This window comes from Methylobacter sp. Wu1, from assembly GCF_036553575.1.
Lineage (GTDB): Bacteria > Pseudomonadota > Gammaproteobacteria > Methylococcales > Methylomonadaceae > Methylobacter.
Genome location: NZ_JAZHOC010000049.1, coordinates 41,107 through 58,499, shown reverse-complemented (window position 1 = coordinate 58,499; position 17,393 = coordinate 41,107). Strand labels below are relative to the sequence as shown.

The following is a 17,393-nucleotide window of genomic DNA, read 5'->3' as shown; positions in this document are numbered from 1 at the left end:
TCTTCACCGCTAATTGCGGGCGCATTTTTTTACACTTCCAAGCTCTTTATCCGTTGAGCCAATGTCTACGGCTTTAAAACAAAGAGTCCCAGATCTTATCCACTTTTTTAATGATTTCCTCGGACATGGCGATAGGCCGGCCCCATTCCCTGTTGGTTTCCCCTGGCCACTTGTTGGTCGCATCAAATCCGACCTTGGAGCCTAGCCCTGAAACCGGCGAGGCGAAGTCAAGATAATCGATAGGCGTATTTTCCAGTATCGTCAGGTCTCGGGCCGGGTCCATGCGCGTGGTCATGGCCCAGATTACATCCTGCCAATTGCGCACGTCCACATCGTCATCGACGACGATGACGAACTTCGTGTACATGAACTGGCGCAGGAATGACCAGGTGCCGAGCATGACGCGTTTGGCATGGCCGGCATATTGTTTTTTCATGCTGATCACGGCCATGCGGTAGGAGCAACCTTCCGGCGGCAGGTAAAAGTCAACAATCTCCGGAAACTGCTTTTGCAGGATCGGCACGAAGACTTCATTCAGGGCCACGCCCAGGATGGCGGGCTCATCAGGCGGGCGGCCCGTATAGGTGCTGTGATAGATAGGCGCCTGGCGCTGGGTGATGCGTTCTATTGTGAATACCGGGAATTCATCGACCTCATTGTAATAACCGGTATGATCGCCGAACGGGCCTTCAGGCGCCGTTTCTCCGGGATAGATAAAGCCTTCCAGGACGATTTCGGCGCTGGCCGGAACCTGCAGGTCGTTACTCAGGCATTTCGCCACTTCCGTCTTGCTGCCTCGCAGCAGGCCTGCAAAAGCATATTCGGATAATGTATCGGGAATCGGCGTGACGGCGGCCAGAATTGTAGCCGGGTCTGCGCCCAAGGCTACGGCAACGGGGAAAGGCTTGCCAGGATGGGCCTGCTGCCATTCCCTGAAATCCAGGGCGCCGCCGCGATGCGCCAGCCAGCGCATGATGACCTTGTTTTTGCCGATGACCTGTTGTCGGTAAATGCCCAGGTTCTGCCGTTCTTTATTCGGGCCTTTGGTGATGACCAAAGGCCAGGTGATCAAAGGCCCCGCATCGTCAGGCCAGCAGGTTTGAATCGGATAATCGCCCAGATCGATTTCGTCGCCTTCGCGCACCAGTTCCTGGCAGGGCGGTTCCTTGATCAGCTTGGGCGCCATATTCAGCACCTGCTTGAAAACCGGAATTTTTTCCATGGCGTCTTTCATGCCTTTGGGCGGTTCCGGTTCTTTCAGATAGGCCAGCAATTCGCCGATGCCGCGCAGTTCCGTGACCGATTCGGCGCCCATGCCCATGGCGACGCGGCGCGGCGTGCCGAACAGGTTAGCCAGGACCGGGATGTTGGAGCCTGCCGGATATTCGAACAGTAGCGCTGGACCGCCTTGCTTCAAGGTGCGGTCGCAGATTTCGGTCATTTCCAGATAGGGATCGACAGGGATCTTGATCCGCTTCAGCTCGCCCTGTTTTTCCAGTTGCTTGATAAAGTCGCGCAGGTCCCTGTATTTCATGCCGCTATGCCGTTGTGCCGCAGTAACGCATCGATGGTCGGTTTGCGGCCGCGGAAGCGGACGAACAAGTCCATGGCATTTTCACTGCCGCCTTTTTCAAGAATGTTGGCCAGGAATGAGCGACCGGTTTCCTGATCAAAAATGCCTTTTTCTTCAAACAGAGAGAAGGCGTCGCTGGACAGCACCTCGGCCCATTTATAGCTGTAATAGCCGGCGGCATAACCGCCTGCGAAAATATGCGAGAAGCTGTGCGCAAACCGGTTGAATTTGGGCGGCTTGATGACGGCGACCATATCTCTGATCTGCTCCAGCGTCTGGTAAATGCGGTCGCCTTTTTTAGGATCGTAATCCCGGTGGATTCTGAAATCGAACAGGCTGAATTCGAGCTGTCTGACCATCATCATGCCGGACTGGAAATTTCTGGCTGCCAGCATTTTATTGAACAGTTCTTCGGGCAGCGGTTCCCTGGTTTGATAATGGCCGGAGATCAGCGCCAACGCTTCTTTTTCCCAGCACCAGTTTTCCATGAACTGGCTGGGCAGTTCAACAGCGTCCCACTCGACGCCGTTGATGCCCGATACGCCCAAATGATCGACCTGCGTGAGCATGTGGTGCAGGCCATGGCCGAATTCATGAAATAGCGTCGTGACTTCGTCATGGGTCAATAACGCCGGATCATTGCCGGCAGGCGGCGTAAAGTTGCAGGTTAAATACGCGACCGGCGTTTGAATGCGATCGCCGGATTTCTTGCGGCTTACGCAATCATCCATCCAGGCCCCGCCGCGTTTTTTCGGACGCGCATACAGATCGGTATAAAACTGGCCGCGCAGTTGGCCGTGCTGGTCGTGGATCTCGAAGAAGCGCACATCAGGATGCCAACTGTCGAAGCCGGTAATTTCGCTGATATTCAGGCCGAAAAGTTTTTCAACGACGGCAAACAGGCCCGGCAAGACGCGTGTGATGGGGAAGTAGGCTTTGACTTCTTCCTGGGACAGTTGGTAATAGTGCTGGCGCATTTTTTCCGAGTAATAGCCGATATCCCAAGGCTGCAGGTCACCGATGCCGTAGTGCTGCTTGGCGAACTGGCGCAATTCCACTAAATCCTTGCGCGCCTGGCGCCAGGATCGGTCGGCCAGGTCTTCCAGGAAGCCGATCACGTCGTCGGGTTTTTCGGCCATTTTCCTGGCCAGCGACAATTCGGCATAATTGTTAAAACCCAGCAATAGCGCTTTCTCATGACGCAAGGCCAGGGTTTTTTTCATGATTTCGCCGTTGTCGTAAAGGCCGGCATGCGGTCCCTGGTCCGAGGCGCGCGTAGCAAAGGCTTCATAGTGTTCACGGCGCAATTCCCGGTTGTCGGCATAAGTCATGACCGCGCTGTAGGAAGGAAACTGCAGCGTGATCATCCAGCCTTCTTCATTATGGCTTTCAGCGGTCTGCCGGGCCACCGCCAGTGCGGACTCCGGCAGTCCGGCCAGATCATCTGCATCTCTGATCAGCTTGGTCCAGGCATTAGTTGCGTCCATCAGGTTTTCTTCGTACTTGCTGGCAAGCTGCGATAATTCCTGACTGATTTCCTTATAACGCTGCTTTTTTTCGGCATCGAGATCGATACCGGACAACCTGAAGTCTCTTAACGCGTTCTGGATGATTTTTTGCTGCGCCGTATCCAACGCGGCATATGCATCGCTGGCGGCAATAAACTGATAGGCATTAAACAATCTTTCATTCTGGCCCATTTCGGTCGAATATTCGCTGAGCTTGGGCAGGCAGGCGTTATATGCCTCGCGCAGGGCGTCGCTGTTGACGACCGAGTTCATATGGCTGACCGGAGACCAGGCCTTGCCCAGGCGGTCTTCCGCATCTTCAATCGGTTCAACCAAATTTTCCCAAGTGTATTCGGCAGTGGCCTGAAGATGCTGTTCGACAACGGCTCGGGCTTCAGCCAACAGTTGATCGATGGCAGGCTCAACCTGTTCGGGTTTGATTTGTGAAAATAACGGTAATACTGAGTTTTGCAGTAATGGATTATTCATAGTTTTAAGCAAAGTAGGTTCGCGGTTGCATTGATGCGTTTTATGCGGTTCGTGCAGAGAAAAGTCAGGACTAATTCGTTACATCTCAATACGGCATAGGCGAGCATGGCTTTCTTGCTCTCTGAATCAAGACTGCTGATGAGGTCGGCCCATAGTAGCAAAGGTTGGTTTCGGTCTTCAGTGGGGCCAGGAGGCGTCCGGGATGCGGATAATTTATCTGCACTGGTGACGGATTGCCGCTCGATTTATCTATTGGATAAGCGTTTTTAGGGGCGGAAGAAAAATGTCGGATAAACCAATATAATGCCATCACGTCAATTCCTGATCTGATTGGCCTCAGTTAGCGCCGCATATCTTGAGAGTCAAAAAACAAGGCGGTTTTCGATAAATAGTCATGCCAGCCGCGACGGTTTTTATCGATAAGAATCCATAAAAAGCCCAATCCAAAAAAGGCCCAGGAGATTATAGCGCCTAAAAAGCGCAAAAAGGCTTGTTTCCAATTAATGGGTTCGCCGTTGAAGGTTAGTACTTTCAGTTTCCATGTCCGCAGTCCCAAGGTTTGTCCTCCATGGGTCCAGAACCAGGCATAAAAAAAGAAGCTGATAACGAGCAGATAAACGGGATAAAAAAATTGTTGGGAAGTGAAGGCCTCTCCGGCATTCAACGGCAGTAGCAGAGCTGTCGCGAAAAACAAAAGGGCGAGCAGCAGAAAAAGATCATAAATAATGGCCGCCAGACGGCGCAAAAAACCAGGTACTGGCGATGAGCCATTATCTGGTTTTAGCTGCTTTTTCCGGATCGAACGAGACAATTAGTCTTTAAATAAAGCCAGTTTTTGGCCGAAATACATGCACATAGTGACTAACGCTCCCAGCATCGCCAATGAGAACAGGAAAGGCGGTTTATGGAACAGAAGAATTAAGAAATCTGTTACAAAAAGGCTGGTTAGCAAAGGTTGGTCAATGAAGCCATTTATAATCTTTTTGAACATAACAATTCCGTCAAGCACGTTAATGATTTGTGCAGGTAGTTAAAAAAAGGGTTGCCTGATCTTTATAAACCGTTAAAAACAAAATGTCGAACCGATTGAGACTGCTATTAAAAATCAGGATTGCGATTTTACTATAATAAAAAGGGGAATGTAAAAGAAAAGAAAGTTGTCAATTGGGCTAGAATCATATGAAATGATATGATTACTAAATTTTAGAAAACAGACAGGGTATAAAGACTATTTTAAACTTCTTTAAAAAAATTATTAATCCAGCCAGAAATGAAGCTGAACCGGATGCTGTGCCAGCAGCAAATGCGCCAGCAGTGAGGGTATATGCGCGCGCCGAACATAATATTTCGCGGTCCCAGATCAGCGAAAATGCATTGAAGGTTTTATATCGATTGCAGAAGTCGGGATTCCAGGCCTATCTTGTCGGCGGCTGTGTGCGGGATTTATTGCTGGGGCGGGAGCCTAAGGATTTCGATGTCGTAACGGATGCGGATCCCGAGCAGATCAGAAAGATTTTTCGCAATTGCCGCATAATCGGTCGTAGATTTCGCCTTGCGCATGTGCATTTCGGCCGCGAAATTATTGAAGTGGCTACTTTCCGCGGCGCAGGAGATGCCCAGGATGATAAGCAGGTGCTTAGCAAGGAAGGGCGCCTGCTGCGGGACAATGTCTACGGCACGATCGAGGAAGATGTCTGGCGGCGCGATTTTACGGTCAATGCGCTCTATTACAACATCAAGGATTTTTCGGTAGTCGATTACACCGGCGGCATGGACGACCATAAGACCGGAACGCTCAGGCTGATCGGCGATCCTGAAACGCGCTTTCGTGAAGACCCCGTGCGCATGCTGAGGGCGGTGCGTTTTGCCGTGAAGCTCGGTTTTAATCTGGACCCTGCTTGCGAAAAGCCCATTCATGAGCTCGCCGAGTTGCTGTACGGCATACCGGCTGCCCGGCTTTACGATGAAGCCTTGAAGCTGTTTTTGTCGGGCTACGCATTGCAGACTTTTGAAATGCTCAGGCATTATGGGCTGTTCCAGATATTGTTTCCCGATACCGAAAGCAGTCTGGCGCTCGAGGAAGAAGGTTTCCCCAAATTGTTCCTGGTCAAGGCGCTGGAAAATTCCGATAACAGGATTGCCGAAGGCAAAACCGTTACGGCTTATTTTCTATGGTCTGCTTTTTTATGGGAGCCGGTAGCGATACGGGCCAAGGAAAAAATAGCGAGAGGCATGGCGGAATCCATGGCCTATCAGGAAGCCGCCAATGAAGTGGTCTCCAGGCAGAATAGCAGTACGTCCCTGCCTCGCCATATCACCATGTCAATGCGCGAAGTCTGGACGCTGCAGCCCAAATTCAATATGCGTATCGGTTCCAAGCCCAGCCGCTTGCTGACACACCCGCGCTTTAGGGCTGCCTATGATTTTCTGGTGCTGCGTGCAGAGACAGGCGGTGCCGATCCTGAGCTGCCGGCATGGTGGGCCCGGTATCAGGAGGCCGACGAAACCGAGCAAAGGAAGATGACCCGGCCTCCGCGCGGCGTTAAGACCGGCAAGGCAAAGCGGAAAAGAACTTACCGTAAAAAACCTGCCGCTCAGGATAAAAGTGTTTAAAGTGTTGGTTTGAAATGAGTTCAGCTATGAAAAACTCAGGCAAGGACCAGGTTATCGCTTACATAGGCTTGGGCAGCAACCTTGAAAACCCGGCAGGGCAAATTCAATCGGCGCACGCAGCAATTGCCGGCTTGTCAGGTGTTGAAGAGCTTGCCTTTTCGAGCCTGTACCATAGTCTGCCGATGGGGCCGCAGGACCAGCCTGATTATGTCAATGCCGTTATGGCCGTCACTACGGTCTTGCCGGCCATGGATTTGCTGAGAAACCTGCAGCGTATTGAGCATGAGCACGGCCGAGTGCGCAAAGGCGAGCGCTGGGGCGCCAGGACGCTGGATCTGGACTTGCTGGTTTATGGCCAGCAGCAAATTGATCTGCCTGAGTTGACCGTTCCGCATGTAGGCATCGCCGAGCGAGCCTTTGTGCTGTATCCCTTGTATGAAATTGCGCCGGAACTATTGGTGCCGGGCAAAGGCCATATCGCGGAGCTGGTTAAAAACTGTCCTTTAAATGGCCTGAAACGGTTGGCTTGAGATGACTCAATATTCCTCGTTATCCACGGTAAAGCCATTATCAATCAATGATCTGGTTGCGATGAAGCGATGTGGCGAAAAAATTAGTTGCCTGACTGCCTACGATGCCAGTTTCAGCATGCTGATCGACAGCATTGGCATTGATGTGATGCTGGTGGGGGACTCTTTGGGCATGGTTATCCAGGGGCGCAGTACTACTCTGCCGGTCACTATGGATGACATGGTTTACCATACCTTTTGCGTCAGTCATGTCAGGCGGCGGGCGTTTATTATCGCCGACCTGCCTTTTATGAGTTATGCCACGCCGCTTATGGCGGCCGAAAACGCCGCTCGTCTGATGCAAGCCGGCGGCGCGCAAATGGTCAAACTCGAAGGGGCGCGCATTGACTGTGTCCGTTTTCTGGTCGATCAGGGTATTCCGGTCTGTGGACATTTAGGCCTATTGCCGCAATCCATCAATCAATTAGGCGATTATAAAGTGCAGGGCAAAGAGCGCCTCGAGGCCGAAAAAATAATTGCCGATGCGCATCAGTTGGAGCAAGCGGGGGCGGGATTGCTGGTTCTGGAATGCGTACCTGCCGAGTTGGCCAGGGACGTCAGCTCTCAGCTTGCTATTCCCGTCATAGGCATCGGAGCCGGCATCGATTGCGACGGGCAGGTGCTGGTGCTTTATGACATGCTCAATATCGGCGTCAGCAAGCGGCCGCGATTTTCGAAGAATTTCATGCAGGATGCCGCTGATATCGGGCAGGCTATCGCCGCTTATCATTCAGCCGTCAAACAGTCGCAGTTTCCAACATCCGAACACAGTTTTTAAGTCATGCAGAAAGTCACTTCAGCATCTGAACTGCGCAATGTCATTGCTGGCTGGCGCTCGGCCGGTGAGCGCATCGCCTTTGTGCCGACCATGGGCAACCTGCATGTAGGTCACTTGAAATTGGTCAGCGAGGCCCGGCAAAAAGCCGATCGCGTGGTGGTCAGCATTTTCGTCAATCCCACTCAATTCGGCGCGGGTGAGGATTTTGAAACGTATCCGCGCACTGAACGGGAAGATCAGGAAAAACTCGAGACTGTCGGCGCAGATCTGCTGTTTCTGCCTCCTGTTTCGGAAATGTATATGTCTGATGCCAAAACGGTCGTATCGGTAGCGGGGCTTTCCGAACTGCATTGCGGAACGTCCAGGCCCGGGCATTTTAACGGCGTGGCGACAGTCGTCTGCAAGCTATTTAATTTGGTGCAGCCGGATATTGCCTTATTCGGGTTAAAGGACTTTCAGCAGTTGGCCGTAATACGGACCATGGTCAGGGATCTGAATTTTCCGGTAGAAATTATCGGCGTAGATACGGTGCGGGAGCCCAGCGGTTTGGCGATGAGTTCCAGAAACGGTTATTTATCCACAGAAGAAATAAAGGCGGCGCCTAAACTCTATGAATCCTTACGCATGGCGCGTGATGCCGTTTTATCCGGCAAGCAGGCTTATGCGGACATAGAGATTCGGGCGATGCTGTCTTTGCGCGAAGCCGGCTTCCAACCGGATTATTTTTCCATATGCCGCAGCAATGATCTAAAAAAAGCGGAAGCAGAGGACAAGGATTTGGTTATACTGGCAGCGGCAAAGCTGGGCAGAACCCGGTTGATCGATAATATCTATTTTTCCAGATAAAGTTAAAGGCGATAATTTCTTTGAACTGCTGTGTACTTGCTCGAATTTTTTATTTTTGGCGCAAATCGACAGGCCTTGTGCAATGATGGAAAATACTGGATGTCATTTTATTTTTGATATCTAAAAAGTTGAAGCCATTATGCAATTAATGCATAATGAGTAGTTCTTAAAAATATTTACATTGTTTTTAATATGCAACTTACAATGCTTAAAGCGAAATTACACAGAGCGACGGTAACCCATTCGGAATTGGGTTATGAAGGTTCCTGTGCAATCGATGGCAATATTCTTGATCTCGCAGGCATTCGGGAATACGAGCAGATACAGATTTACAATATTAATAACGGTGCCCGTTTTACTACCTATGCCATTCGCGCGGAAGAAGGTTCCGGATTGTTTTCCGTTAATGGGGCGGCGGCTCGAATGGCCTGTCCTGGCGATCTGATTATTGTTTGCGCTTATGCTGTTTTGGATCAAAAAGAGCTGGCAAATTACAAACCTACGCTGGTCTATTTCAATGAAAAGAACGAAGTTCTGCGTTCCTCTCATGCCATTCCCGTCCAGGCCGCTTGAGTTCTTGATATTTAGCATCGTATAGCAAATCAGCTAGATTTTTATTCTTATTCGGCTCAGAGTCTGAGCGCTTTTCATCTGAAGCCTGCCTGTCGTCGAATAGAGAGCAGGTTATATTCTTCAAATCATCTTGGCCGAAATTGCTTCGGTGTCCTGTTATTGGCAATGCGGCTATTCCGCTGTTTTTAGTCGTGGTCGCCAGTTTTTTTGATACCGTGAATAAAACTGTCGACGTCCGTTCTTATGCCGTAAGAAAACACTGGAAGAGGACTTGCTAAGGATTCGGTTGGAAATACTTCCCGACTTGTAGAATGCCCTGTAGGGGCGAATTCATTCGCCCAAGGCGATTAAAATCGCCTCTACAACTGTGCATCATCAGTTAAAAAAATTAAGCAAAAACGGAGCCATAAAGGCTACACTATGTATTTGCGCTAACAGTTGATGCGGCTGAGTAGTTAAGCTTCAGGCCGCATCATTTTTCGCCAGTATGCGCCTGATAGGCGACCAGCATTTTTATTGAATGGCTGAGTTTGTCCATCAGGCTGCATTGCATCAAAACTATGATCTCTGTATTCTGCACCGCATGCAAATAAATCTGATTTCAGTAGGAAACCGTATGCCCGGCTGGGTGCAGCAGGGATATGATGAGTATGCCAAGCGCCTGCCGCGTGAATGCGAGCTTGTGCTTAAAGAGATAGCGCCGGGCAAACGAGGGAAGAACAGCGATGTGGCCAGGATCGTCAAGGAAGAAGGTGAACGCATGCTGGCGGCCATCCCTCAAGGGGCGTATATCGTGACCCTGGATATTCCAGGCAAGCCCTGGACGACTCCCGAACTGGCGCAGGCCATGAAGCGCTGGCTGGAAGGCGGGCAGAACATTGCCTTGCTGGTCGGCGGGCCGGAAGGTCTGGCCGATGCGGCCAAGCAAATGGCCAGGGAATCCTGGAGTCTTTCAAAGCTGACATTTCCTCATCCCTTGGTGCGGATTATCGTGGCCGAGCAGATTTATCGCGCCTGGAGCATTCTTCACAATCACCCCTATCATCGATAATGACTGTACAGCTTATTCTTGCTTCCGCTTCGCCCCGCCGAAAGGAACTGCTGGATCAAATCAAGGTCACTTATGCGGTTAATCCGATCGACCTTGACGAGACGCCACGCATCAATGAATCGCCGCTGGATTATGTAAAGCGCGTGGCGGCGGAAAAGTCGGCTGCCTGTGTCGCGCAAGTGGGAGTCAGCGTGCCGGTTCTGGCGGCCGATACGGCTGTGGTGTTGGGTGATTTGATTATGGGAAAACCCAAGAATCAGCAGGATGCGATCGCCATGTTGACGCAGTTGTCGGGCAGAACCCATCAAGTCTATAGCGCAATTTCGCTCAGAGGGCACGAACACTGGCGGGCTGTCAGCATTACTGACGTCACTTTCAGACCGCTAACGGAGCAGGAAATGCTGGCCTATTGGCATAGCGGCGAGCCGGCCGATAAAGCCGGAAGCTATGCCATTCAAGGGGTGGGAGGAATATTTGTGGCATCTATAAAAGGAAGTTTTTCCGGTGTGGTCGGCTTGCCTTTGTTTGAAACGGCCGAATTATTAGCTAAACAAGGAATAGAGCTATTTAAATGAGCGAAGAAATTTTAATCAATGTTACACCGCCCGAGACACGCGTTGCCGTCATCGAAAATGGCGTTTTGCAGGAACTGATCATTGAAAGAAGTCGGCAGATAGGCCTGGTCGGCAATATTTATAAAGGCGAAGTGTGCAGGGTGCTGCCCGGCATGCAGGCGGCGTTTGTCGATATCGGCCTGCCTCGGGCCGCCTTTCTTCATATCTCCGATTTGTGCAGCAGGGAACTGGAAAAAAAACGTTCGGAAAATATCGAGCATTATCTGCACGAGGGCCAGCACATCGTCGTACAGGTCGTCAAAGATCCCATCGGCACCAAAGGCGCGCGCTTGACGACGGAGATATCAATTCCTTCGCGCTATCAGGTATACATGCCTTATGCCAACAATTCCGGCGTATCTCAGCGCATTGAGTGCGAAGCCGAACGGGCTCGGCTGCGCGCGTGCATTGATTCCTTTCGGCGGGAGCACGACTGCGGCGGTTTTATCGCCAGAACAGCGGCGGAGTGCGTGGAAGAGGCGATATTGTTTTCGGACATGACGTTTTTGCTGAAATTATGGGAATCGATTTTGGCCAAAATCGCCACGGCCAAACCCAAACAGTTCATTCACAAGGATTTGCCGCTCAGCGTCAGGACTTTAAGGGATTTATACAAAGAAGGCATTGAGCGGGTTCGCGTGGACTCCAAGGAAACCTACCATCGCTTGCTCGAATTCGCTGAAGTGTTCGTGCCGGAAATGGTGCCGGTCATCGAACATTACACGGGCGAGTGCCCGGTTTTCGATATTTACAGTGTCGAAGACGAAATTCAAAAGGCGCTGGAGCGCAAAGTCAAATTGAAATCGGGCGGACATCTGGTATTCGACCAGACTGAAGCGATGACGACGGTCGATGTCAATACCGGCGGTTATGTCGGCGGCCGCAATCTGGAAGAGACCATTTTCAAGACTAATCTGGAAGCGGCTCAGACGATTTCGCGCCAGCTCAGGCTGAGGAATCTGGGCGGGATCATTATTATCGATTTCATCGATATGCAAAGCGAAGATCATAAGAAACAGGTTTTGCAGGCACTGGAGCGTCATCTGGAAAAAGACCACGCCAAGACAAAGATCACCGAAGTCTCGGTGCTGGGCCTCGTGGAGATGACGCGTAAAAGAACCCGCGAAAGCCTCGAGCATGTGCTCTGTGAACCCTGCAAGGCCTGCGGCGGGCGCGGCGTTCTGAAAACGGCCGAATCCATGTGCCTGGAAATATTCCGGGAAATCATCCGCGAGGTCAGGCAGTATAAAGTCCAGCAGTTGCTGGTGCTGGCTTCCAATGAAGTTGTTGAAATGCTGCTCGATGAAGAAGCCGATATGCTGGCCGAACTGGAGGCGTTCCTGGGCGTGCAGATCAAATTCAGGGCGGAGGCGGAATACAATCAGGAGCAGTATGATGTGGTGTTGCTTTAAGATCCGGTTTCATTCACTTAAAAAAAGACTAACACCGCTTTTATAAAGCGCAGCATATCAATAGCAGAACTTTCAACATTGTGCCTGTTTTTGTAATTTACCATCTTACGCGGGCAACGCGGCATCTTATTTTCTGGTCCTTGATCGCTATAGCCGTGAGTTTGAGCGGCGTGCGTTTATTATTGTCCGGGATCGAAAGTTATAAATCCAATCTGGCAAGCAATATCGAAGAGCTCGTCGGCGCGCCGGTCGAAATAGGCCGATTAGGTGCAAAGATGCGCGGATTCAGCCCTGAATTGGTGCTCGAAGATATCACTATTCTGTCGCCGGGCACGCATAAGAAACCACCCATCCAATTTAACGAGATTCGCCTGGGCATCAATTTGCTCGATATGGTGATCAACAGGCAATTGCTGTCCTCTTCATGGGTTACACTGGTCGGCGCCAAGCTGACCGTTATACGTAAACCTGACGGGAGTTTTGCCATTGTCGGCCTGAAAGCCAGCGACGGGCAGCCGTTATGGCTGATGGAGGGCGGCAAATACGAGGTTTTACGCAGCGAAATCAGCTGGCAGGATGAAAAAAATCACAGCCAGCCTCTGATATTTAATGACGTGGATCTGGCGATCATCAATGCTGCTGATGCCAGACATCACCGCATTAACATGCTCATGAAGCTGCCGCCGCAGTATGGCGATGCGTTGAAAGTGTCGATGGATTTGGAAAGTAACGTTTTTGAATCTACCAATCTTCACGGCACGGCTTTTATTGAAGGCAGCCGGATAAAACTGGCCGAATGGGATAAATTCGGCCTGCCGTTGGATATGCAGATCGATTCCGGCATTGCCGATTTTAAGGCCTGGGCGAAATGGCAAAATTCCCTGCCTGTATCGGTTATCGGCGAGGCGCAAATTCAACAGGCGAAGCTTGCCCGCAAAGGCAAGGGCGCCTTTCCTGTCGATAGGCTGAGGACCCGGTTTCAATGGCAGGCCAAAGACAATCAGTGGCGTCTTGATGTCAAGGATTTCTGGCTGGAAACAGCCGATGCCCCTAATGGCGCCAGCAAAAAGTGGCCGGCCGCCGACTTCAGCGTATCCGGTGATTTTACTGAGGACAACTTATCACGAAAACTTGCCGTGTTTGTCGAACAGCTGGATTTGCACGAAGCGTCCGGCATTATCGGCTTTTTTGCGCCTTTATCGGATCAGCAGTCAAAGGCGCTGGTGCAAGCCCGGCCAAGAGGCTTGCTCGAGAACTTTTCCGCGTTTGCCGATCTGCAGGCGGGTCATTTTGCCGTTAACGGCCGCTTTGCCGGCATAAGCATGGCCCCGCAGCCATCGATTCCGGGGCTGGAGAATCTGGCCGGCCATATAAAAGGCACCGAGCAAGGCGGCATTGTGCGCCTGATGACTGAGCGGGCGTTGCTGACATCACCGGAGCTGTTCCGCAACGCGCTGTCTATCGATAGTCTGAGCGGGATTATAAATTGGCGGCAAACAGAATCCGACTGGACTTTGGCCAGTTCGATGGTCCGGCTCGATAATGCTGATTTTCAGAGCGAGAATCGATTGCGCATAGTCATTCCCAAAGCCGATGGACAGGTGTTCATGGATCTGCAAAGCGCATTTGTCGGGCATGACATCAGTCAGGCCAAGCATTATCTGCCGGTAGGTATTATGGGAAAGTCGGTCGTTGACTGGCTGGATCATGCCTTTATCGGCGGCCGCATAAAAAAAGGCGGCATGTTGTTTTACGGAAACCCCGGCGATTTCCCGTTCAAAGACGGCAGCGGCGTCTTTGAAACCCTGTTTGAGGCTGAGCAGGCGGAACTGGCTTACCACCCGGAATGGCCGCACATAACCGACATGGCTGCGGACGTGTTGTTTCTGAAAGACGGCCTGCTTGTCGACGTGAAGCAAGGGCGAAGCGATAAAGCCTCGATTAAACAGGCGCAAGTGGCAATTTCATCGATGCAGGAAATCGATTATTTACAGATCAAAGGGCAAGTGGCCGGTGAAATCGGCCAGATCCTGGGCTTTATGCAACAGACGCCGCTGCATTCGACGTTCGACGCCTTGCAGGATGTCATTACGCCGGCCGGACATACCGAGGTGGCGCTGGATTTGCAGATTCCTTTGATGGATACGGTTGATGCCAAAGTCGACGGAACGGCGCAGCTGAACAATGCCCAGCTGACCGTAAATTCGCTGGATCTGCCGGTAAAAGGCATTTCCGGCGCTCTGAAGTTCAATGAACAAGGGCTTTATAGCGATACGATCAACGCGGCGGCGTTAGGCCATGCTATTCGGATTAACATAAATAGCGATGACAGCCAGACTATGATCAATGTATCGGGACATGCCGGCGTGGATGATTTGCAAGCGCAATTCAAAATGCCCTGGTGGGATATTGCCGAAGGGGAGACCGATTATCAGCTGCAGCTGCGCTTGCCTTATAGCGGCAATAAGCCCGATTTGACGGTTCAATCCACATTGGCCGGGATAGTGCTGGATCTGCCTGATACTTTGGCTAAAAGCGTCGGACAGGAAAGGCCGTTACTGCTGAGGTTTGAGCTGACGGACGAAGCGTTATTGCCGATACAATTGAATTACGACAATAAATTGAAGGCGGCCATCAGCTTGAATGCGAAGCAGCAGCGTATCCATTCAGGCCATGTTCTGGTCGGAGCCGGCGAGGCAACTCTGCCTCGGGAAGCCGGACTTGAACTGGAAATCAACAGAGACCGGCTGGACTTGCCGGAATGGTTGAGCCTATCGACGGCAGCCGCTCAGGGCCAGGAGAATGACGCCGGTGCAACGAGCGATATCAGGGAAATAAAAATTCACAGCGATCGGGGCGTCTGGAAAAAAACCGAGCTGGGTGTTTTCGATCTGGCGCTAAAGCGTAATGGCGATTATTGGGCCGGCGATATCAGCAGCTCATTCGCTAGAGGAAACCTCCAGGTTCCCGTAAGTCCAAAAGGTGGTGACAGCATTAAGTTGAATATGGATGTGCTGGACATTTCGGCCCTAAGACAGCTCAGGCTCGAGGGGGCAGCCGTGCGGCCTGAACAAGTGCCTTTATTGAATATCACGAGCCGGGAAACGCTGTGGCATTCGACCAGTCTCGGGCAGTTGCTGCTGGAGACTGAACGGATACCGGAAGGCATCCGTTTTAAGCGCGCGGAACTGCTCGGGGCGGATGAAAAATTGACCCTGTCAGGCACTTGGAGCCAGCATGAGTCTCAGATAATAGGACGGCTGGAAACACCGCACTGGGGCCGGCTGCTCGCCAGACTCGGCGTTACGGACGACATGACCGAAACCAGCGGGGTCATGCATTATGACCTGCGTTGGCAGGGCGCGCCGTTTCAATTTTCGTTGGCGGGCCTTAATGGACAGGTTGATGTCAATTTAAAAAACGGACGGATTCTGAGTATAGAGCCGGGATTCGGCCGCGTGCTGGGTATGCTGGCTATGGCTCAATGGGTCAAGCGCATACAGCTTGATTTTAGTGATGTGTATGAGGAAGGGTTAACATTTAACAGCATCAAAGGCCACTTTGATTTACTGGACGGCTTGGCTAATACGCATGACCTGGTTGTCGACGCCGTGCCGGCAAAGATCACGATCCGCGGGGATACGGATCTAGTCAATGGAACCATTGACCACAATGTTAATGTAGTGCCTAAAAGTTCTGAGGCCGTGCCTATTGCTGGTACAATTGTGGGAAAAATAGCCGGCTTGGTCGCGCGCTCGCTGACCGGTGAAGACAAAGAAGGCTTCTTCTTCGGTTCGCAGTATCGCTTGAAAGGCGAATGGAGAAATGCGGAGATTATTCCGCTGCATGAAAACGATGGTCTGTTGCAGAAAACCTGGAACGGCATTACTGACTTTCCCTGGTTAGAGCAACGCGAGAATAATAAAGAGAATCAATATGAATAAATGTGCGGCCATACAAATGGCATCAAGTCCCAGCATCAGCGCTAATCTGCTGGAAGCCGACAAGCTGATTGGCGAGGCGGCAAAAGCCGGTGCAAAACTCGTTGTCCTGCCGGAAAATTTTGCCCTGATGGGGGAGCATGAATCAGATAAGCTCAACGCGAAAGAACCTGACGGTTCCGGTCCTATCCAGAATTTTTTATCTTCGGTCGCTAAAAAATACGGAGTATGGGTAATCGGCGGCACTATCCCACTGGCTGCCGACAATGAAAATAAAGTGCGGGCAGCCTGCCTTATTTATAATGACCAGGGCGAGCGAGTGGCGCGTTATGACAAGGTGCACCTGTTCGATGTGAATGTGCCGGGCACGAGCGAGGTTTACCGCGAATCGGATAGCATTGAATGCGGCTCCGAGCCTTTGGTCATCGATACGCCTTTCGGCAAGCTCGGCGTGGCGGTCTGTTATGATCTTCGCTTCCCTGAGTTTTTCCGCAAGATGGTTGAGCAAGGCATGGAAATACTGGCGATCCCCTCCGCGTTTACCGCTGAAACAGGCGCTGCGCATTGGGAAATATTGCTGCGCGCGCGGGCGATAGAAAACCTGTGTTATGTTATCGCACCGAACCAAGGCGGTTTTCATCTGAATGGCCGCAAGACCTTTGGGCACAGCATGATCATCGACCCATGGGGCGTTGTGCTGGATTGCTATAAAACCGGCGGCGGTTTCGTTTGCGCCGATATTGATCGGGGCCGCCTGGAAAGAGTCCGCAGTGCATTTCCGGCGCTGAGTCATCGTCGTTTCTTTTAAAAATACCCGTTTATGCGAATAATCTTCAAAAACTTTATTCCTGCTGTATTGCTGGCTGCAACCCTGGTTTCCTGCGGAACGACGGAAGAGGTTCGATACCGTGATACTTCCATGCTTGAAAAACCGCCGACGCTGATCAGCAACAGGCCCGCCGGGGAGCAAAAAGGAGACGATAGCAGCGCAGAGCCTGATAGCGCTGAATCGGAAGGAGAAGCCAAAACCGGCCTGGGAACTAAAGTCTATATGACCGATTCCAATTCACCGTTGTTGATCATCAAGCAGCCTTTCGACGAGGCCTGGAGCACGCTTGCTCAAGCCTTAAAACAACAGGATATTGAAGTTGCAGACCGTAACCGGGAGTTAAAGGCTTATTATCTCACCTTTGATCCTGACGATTATGATCCTGAAAGCACTTTCTCATTTTTCAAAGACGATTATGCCAAAGAAGATTATCTGCTAAAGCTGGAAGACAGGGGCGATGAAACGGCGATAAGTGCTGAAGCGGTAGATAAGCCCAAGCCCGACAGCGCACCGGATGAGGGCAGACCGACCGATGGCGCCGAGAGACTGCTGAAGTCATTGCATGAAACCCTGCGCGATGATCTGATAAAAGAATAG

Annotated in this window: 15 protein-coding genes; 11 read left to right on the top strand and 4 right to left on the bottom strand. The window is 51.3% G+C overall.

What is annotated here, in order from left to right; translation table 11 throughout:
• Positions 1 to 73: 73 nt before the first annotated feature.
• The 4 genes from ubiD to V2P20_RS08620 all read right to left on the bottom strand — a co-directional run bounded on the left by ubiD (position 74) and on the right by V2P20_RS08620 (position 4,561).
• Positions 74 to 1,534 (bottom strand): 4-hydroxy-3-polyprenylbenzoate decarboxylase, encoded by a 1,461-nt coding sequence (ubiD, locus tag V2P20_RS08635; RefSeq protein ID WP_331817803.1) that lies wholly within the window; start codon positions 1,532 to 1,534, stop codon positions 74 to 76.
• On the bottom strand, positions 1,531 to 3,570 hold the full coding sequence (gene prlC / locus V2P20_RS08630; protein WP_331817802.1) for an oligopeptidase A: 2,040 nt from the start codon (positions 3,568 to 3,570) through the stop codon (positions 1,531 to 1,533). The genes ubiD and prlC overlap by 4 nt, the downstream gene beginning before the upstream one ends.
• Before the next feature lie 340 nt (positions 3,571 to 3,910).
• Entirely contained in the window at positions 3,911 to 4,381 is a 471-nt protein-coding gene (locus V2P20_RS08625; RefSeq protein ID WP_194969231.1) for an RDD family protein, read from the bottom strand.
• A complete protein-coding gene (locus V2P20_RS08620; RefSeq protein ID WP_228778958.1) occupies positions 4,382 to 4,561 on the bottom strand; it encodes a hypothetical protein in 180 nt (59 codons plus the stop codon). It lies immediately after the preceding gene.
• Between the two features lie 263 nt (positions 4,562 to 4,824).
• Between V2P20_RS08620 and pcnB the strand changes: the two genes are divergently transcribed.
• The 11 genes from pcnB (at position 4,825) to bamC (ending at position 17,393) form a co-directional block, all read left to right on the top strand.
• Complete coding sequence (gene pcnB / locus V2P20_RS08615) at positions 4,825 to 6,183, top strand: polynucleotide adenylyltransferase PcnB (protein WP_331817836.1); 1,359 nt, start codon at positions 4,825 to 4,827, stop codon at positions 6,181 to 6,183.
• 26 nt (positions 6,184 to 6,209) lie between these two features.
• Positions 6,210 to 6,713, top strand: a complete 504-nt coding sequence (folK, locus tag V2P20_RS08610) for a 2-amino-4-hydroxy-6-hydroxymethyldihydropteridine diphosphokinase (protein WP_331817801.1) — start codon at positions 6,210 to 6,212, stop codon at positions 6,711 to 6,713.
• Position 6,714: 1 nt separating this feature from the next.
• Positions 6,715 to 7,530, top strand: a complete 816-nt coding sequence (panB, locus tag V2P20_RS08605) for a 3-methyl-2-oxobutanoate hydroxymethyltransferase (RefSeq protein WP_331817800.1) — start codon at positions 6,715 to 6,717, stop codon at positions 7,528 to 7,530.
• A 3-nt stretch (positions 7,531 to 7,533) separates the two neighbouring features.
• Positions 7,534 to 8,376 (top strand): pantoate--beta-alanine ligase, encoded by an 843-nt coding sequence (gene panC, locus V2P20_RS08600; protein WP_331817799.1) that lies wholly within the window; start codon positions 7,534 to 7,536, stop codon positions 8,374 to 8,376.
• Between the two features lie 192 nt (positions 8,377 to 8,568).
• The gene (panD, locus tag V2P20_RS08595) at positions 8,569 to 8,949 is read left to right on the top strand and encodes an aspartate 1-decarboxylase (protein ID WP_331817798.1); all 381 of its coding nucleotides are present in this window, start codon (positions 8,569 to 8,571) and stop codon (positions 8,947 to 8,949) included.
• A gap of 583 nt (positions 8,950 to 9,532) precedes the next feature.
• Positions 9,533 to 10,000, top strand: a complete 468-nt coding sequence (gene rlmH / locus V2P20_RS08590; RefSeq protein ID WP_331817835.1) for a 23S rRNA (pseudouridine(1915)-N(3))-methyltransferase RlmH — start codon at positions 9,533 to 9,535, stop codon at positions 9,998 to 10,000.
• Positions 10,000 to 10,575: a Maf family protein gene (locus V2P20_RS08585; RefSeq protein ID WP_331817797.1), complete on the top strand. Its 576-nt coding sequence runs from the start codon at positions 10,000 to 10,002 to the stop codon at positions 10,573 to 10,575. The genes rlmH and V2P20_RS08585 overlap by 1 nt, the downstream gene beginning before the upstream one ends.
• Entirely contained in the window at positions 10,572 to 12,026 is a 1,455-nt protein-coding gene (gene rng, locus V2P20_RS08580) for a ribonuclease G (RefSeq protein WP_194969225.1), read from the top strand. The genes V2P20_RS08585 and rng overlap by 4 nt, the downstream gene beginning before the upstream one ends.
• Before the next feature lie 80 nt (positions 12,027 to 12,106).
• Positions 12,107 to 15,970, top strand: coding sequence for a YhdP family protein (locus V2P20_RS08575; protein WP_331817796.1), 3,864 nt, complete (start codon positions 12,107 to 12,109; stop codon positions 15,968 to 15,970).
• The gene (locus V2P20_RS08570; protein ID WP_331817795.1) at positions 15,963 to 16,775 is read left to right on the top strand and encodes a carbon-nitrogen hydrolase family protein; all 813 of its coding nucleotides are present in this window, start codon (positions 15,963 to 15,965) and stop codon (positions 16,773 to 16,775) included. Before V2P20_RS08575 ends, V2P20_RS08570 begins: the two co-directional genes overlap by 8 nt.
• Before the next feature lie 12 nt (positions 16,776 to 16,787).
• Positions 16,788 to 17,393 carry an outer membrane protein assembly factor BamC gene (bamC, locus tag V2P20_RS08565; RefSeq protein WP_331817794.1) on the top strand — a complete coding sequence of 202 codons (606 nt, stop codon included), beginning with the start codon at positions 16,788 to 16,790 and terminating at the stop codon, positions 17,391 to 17,393.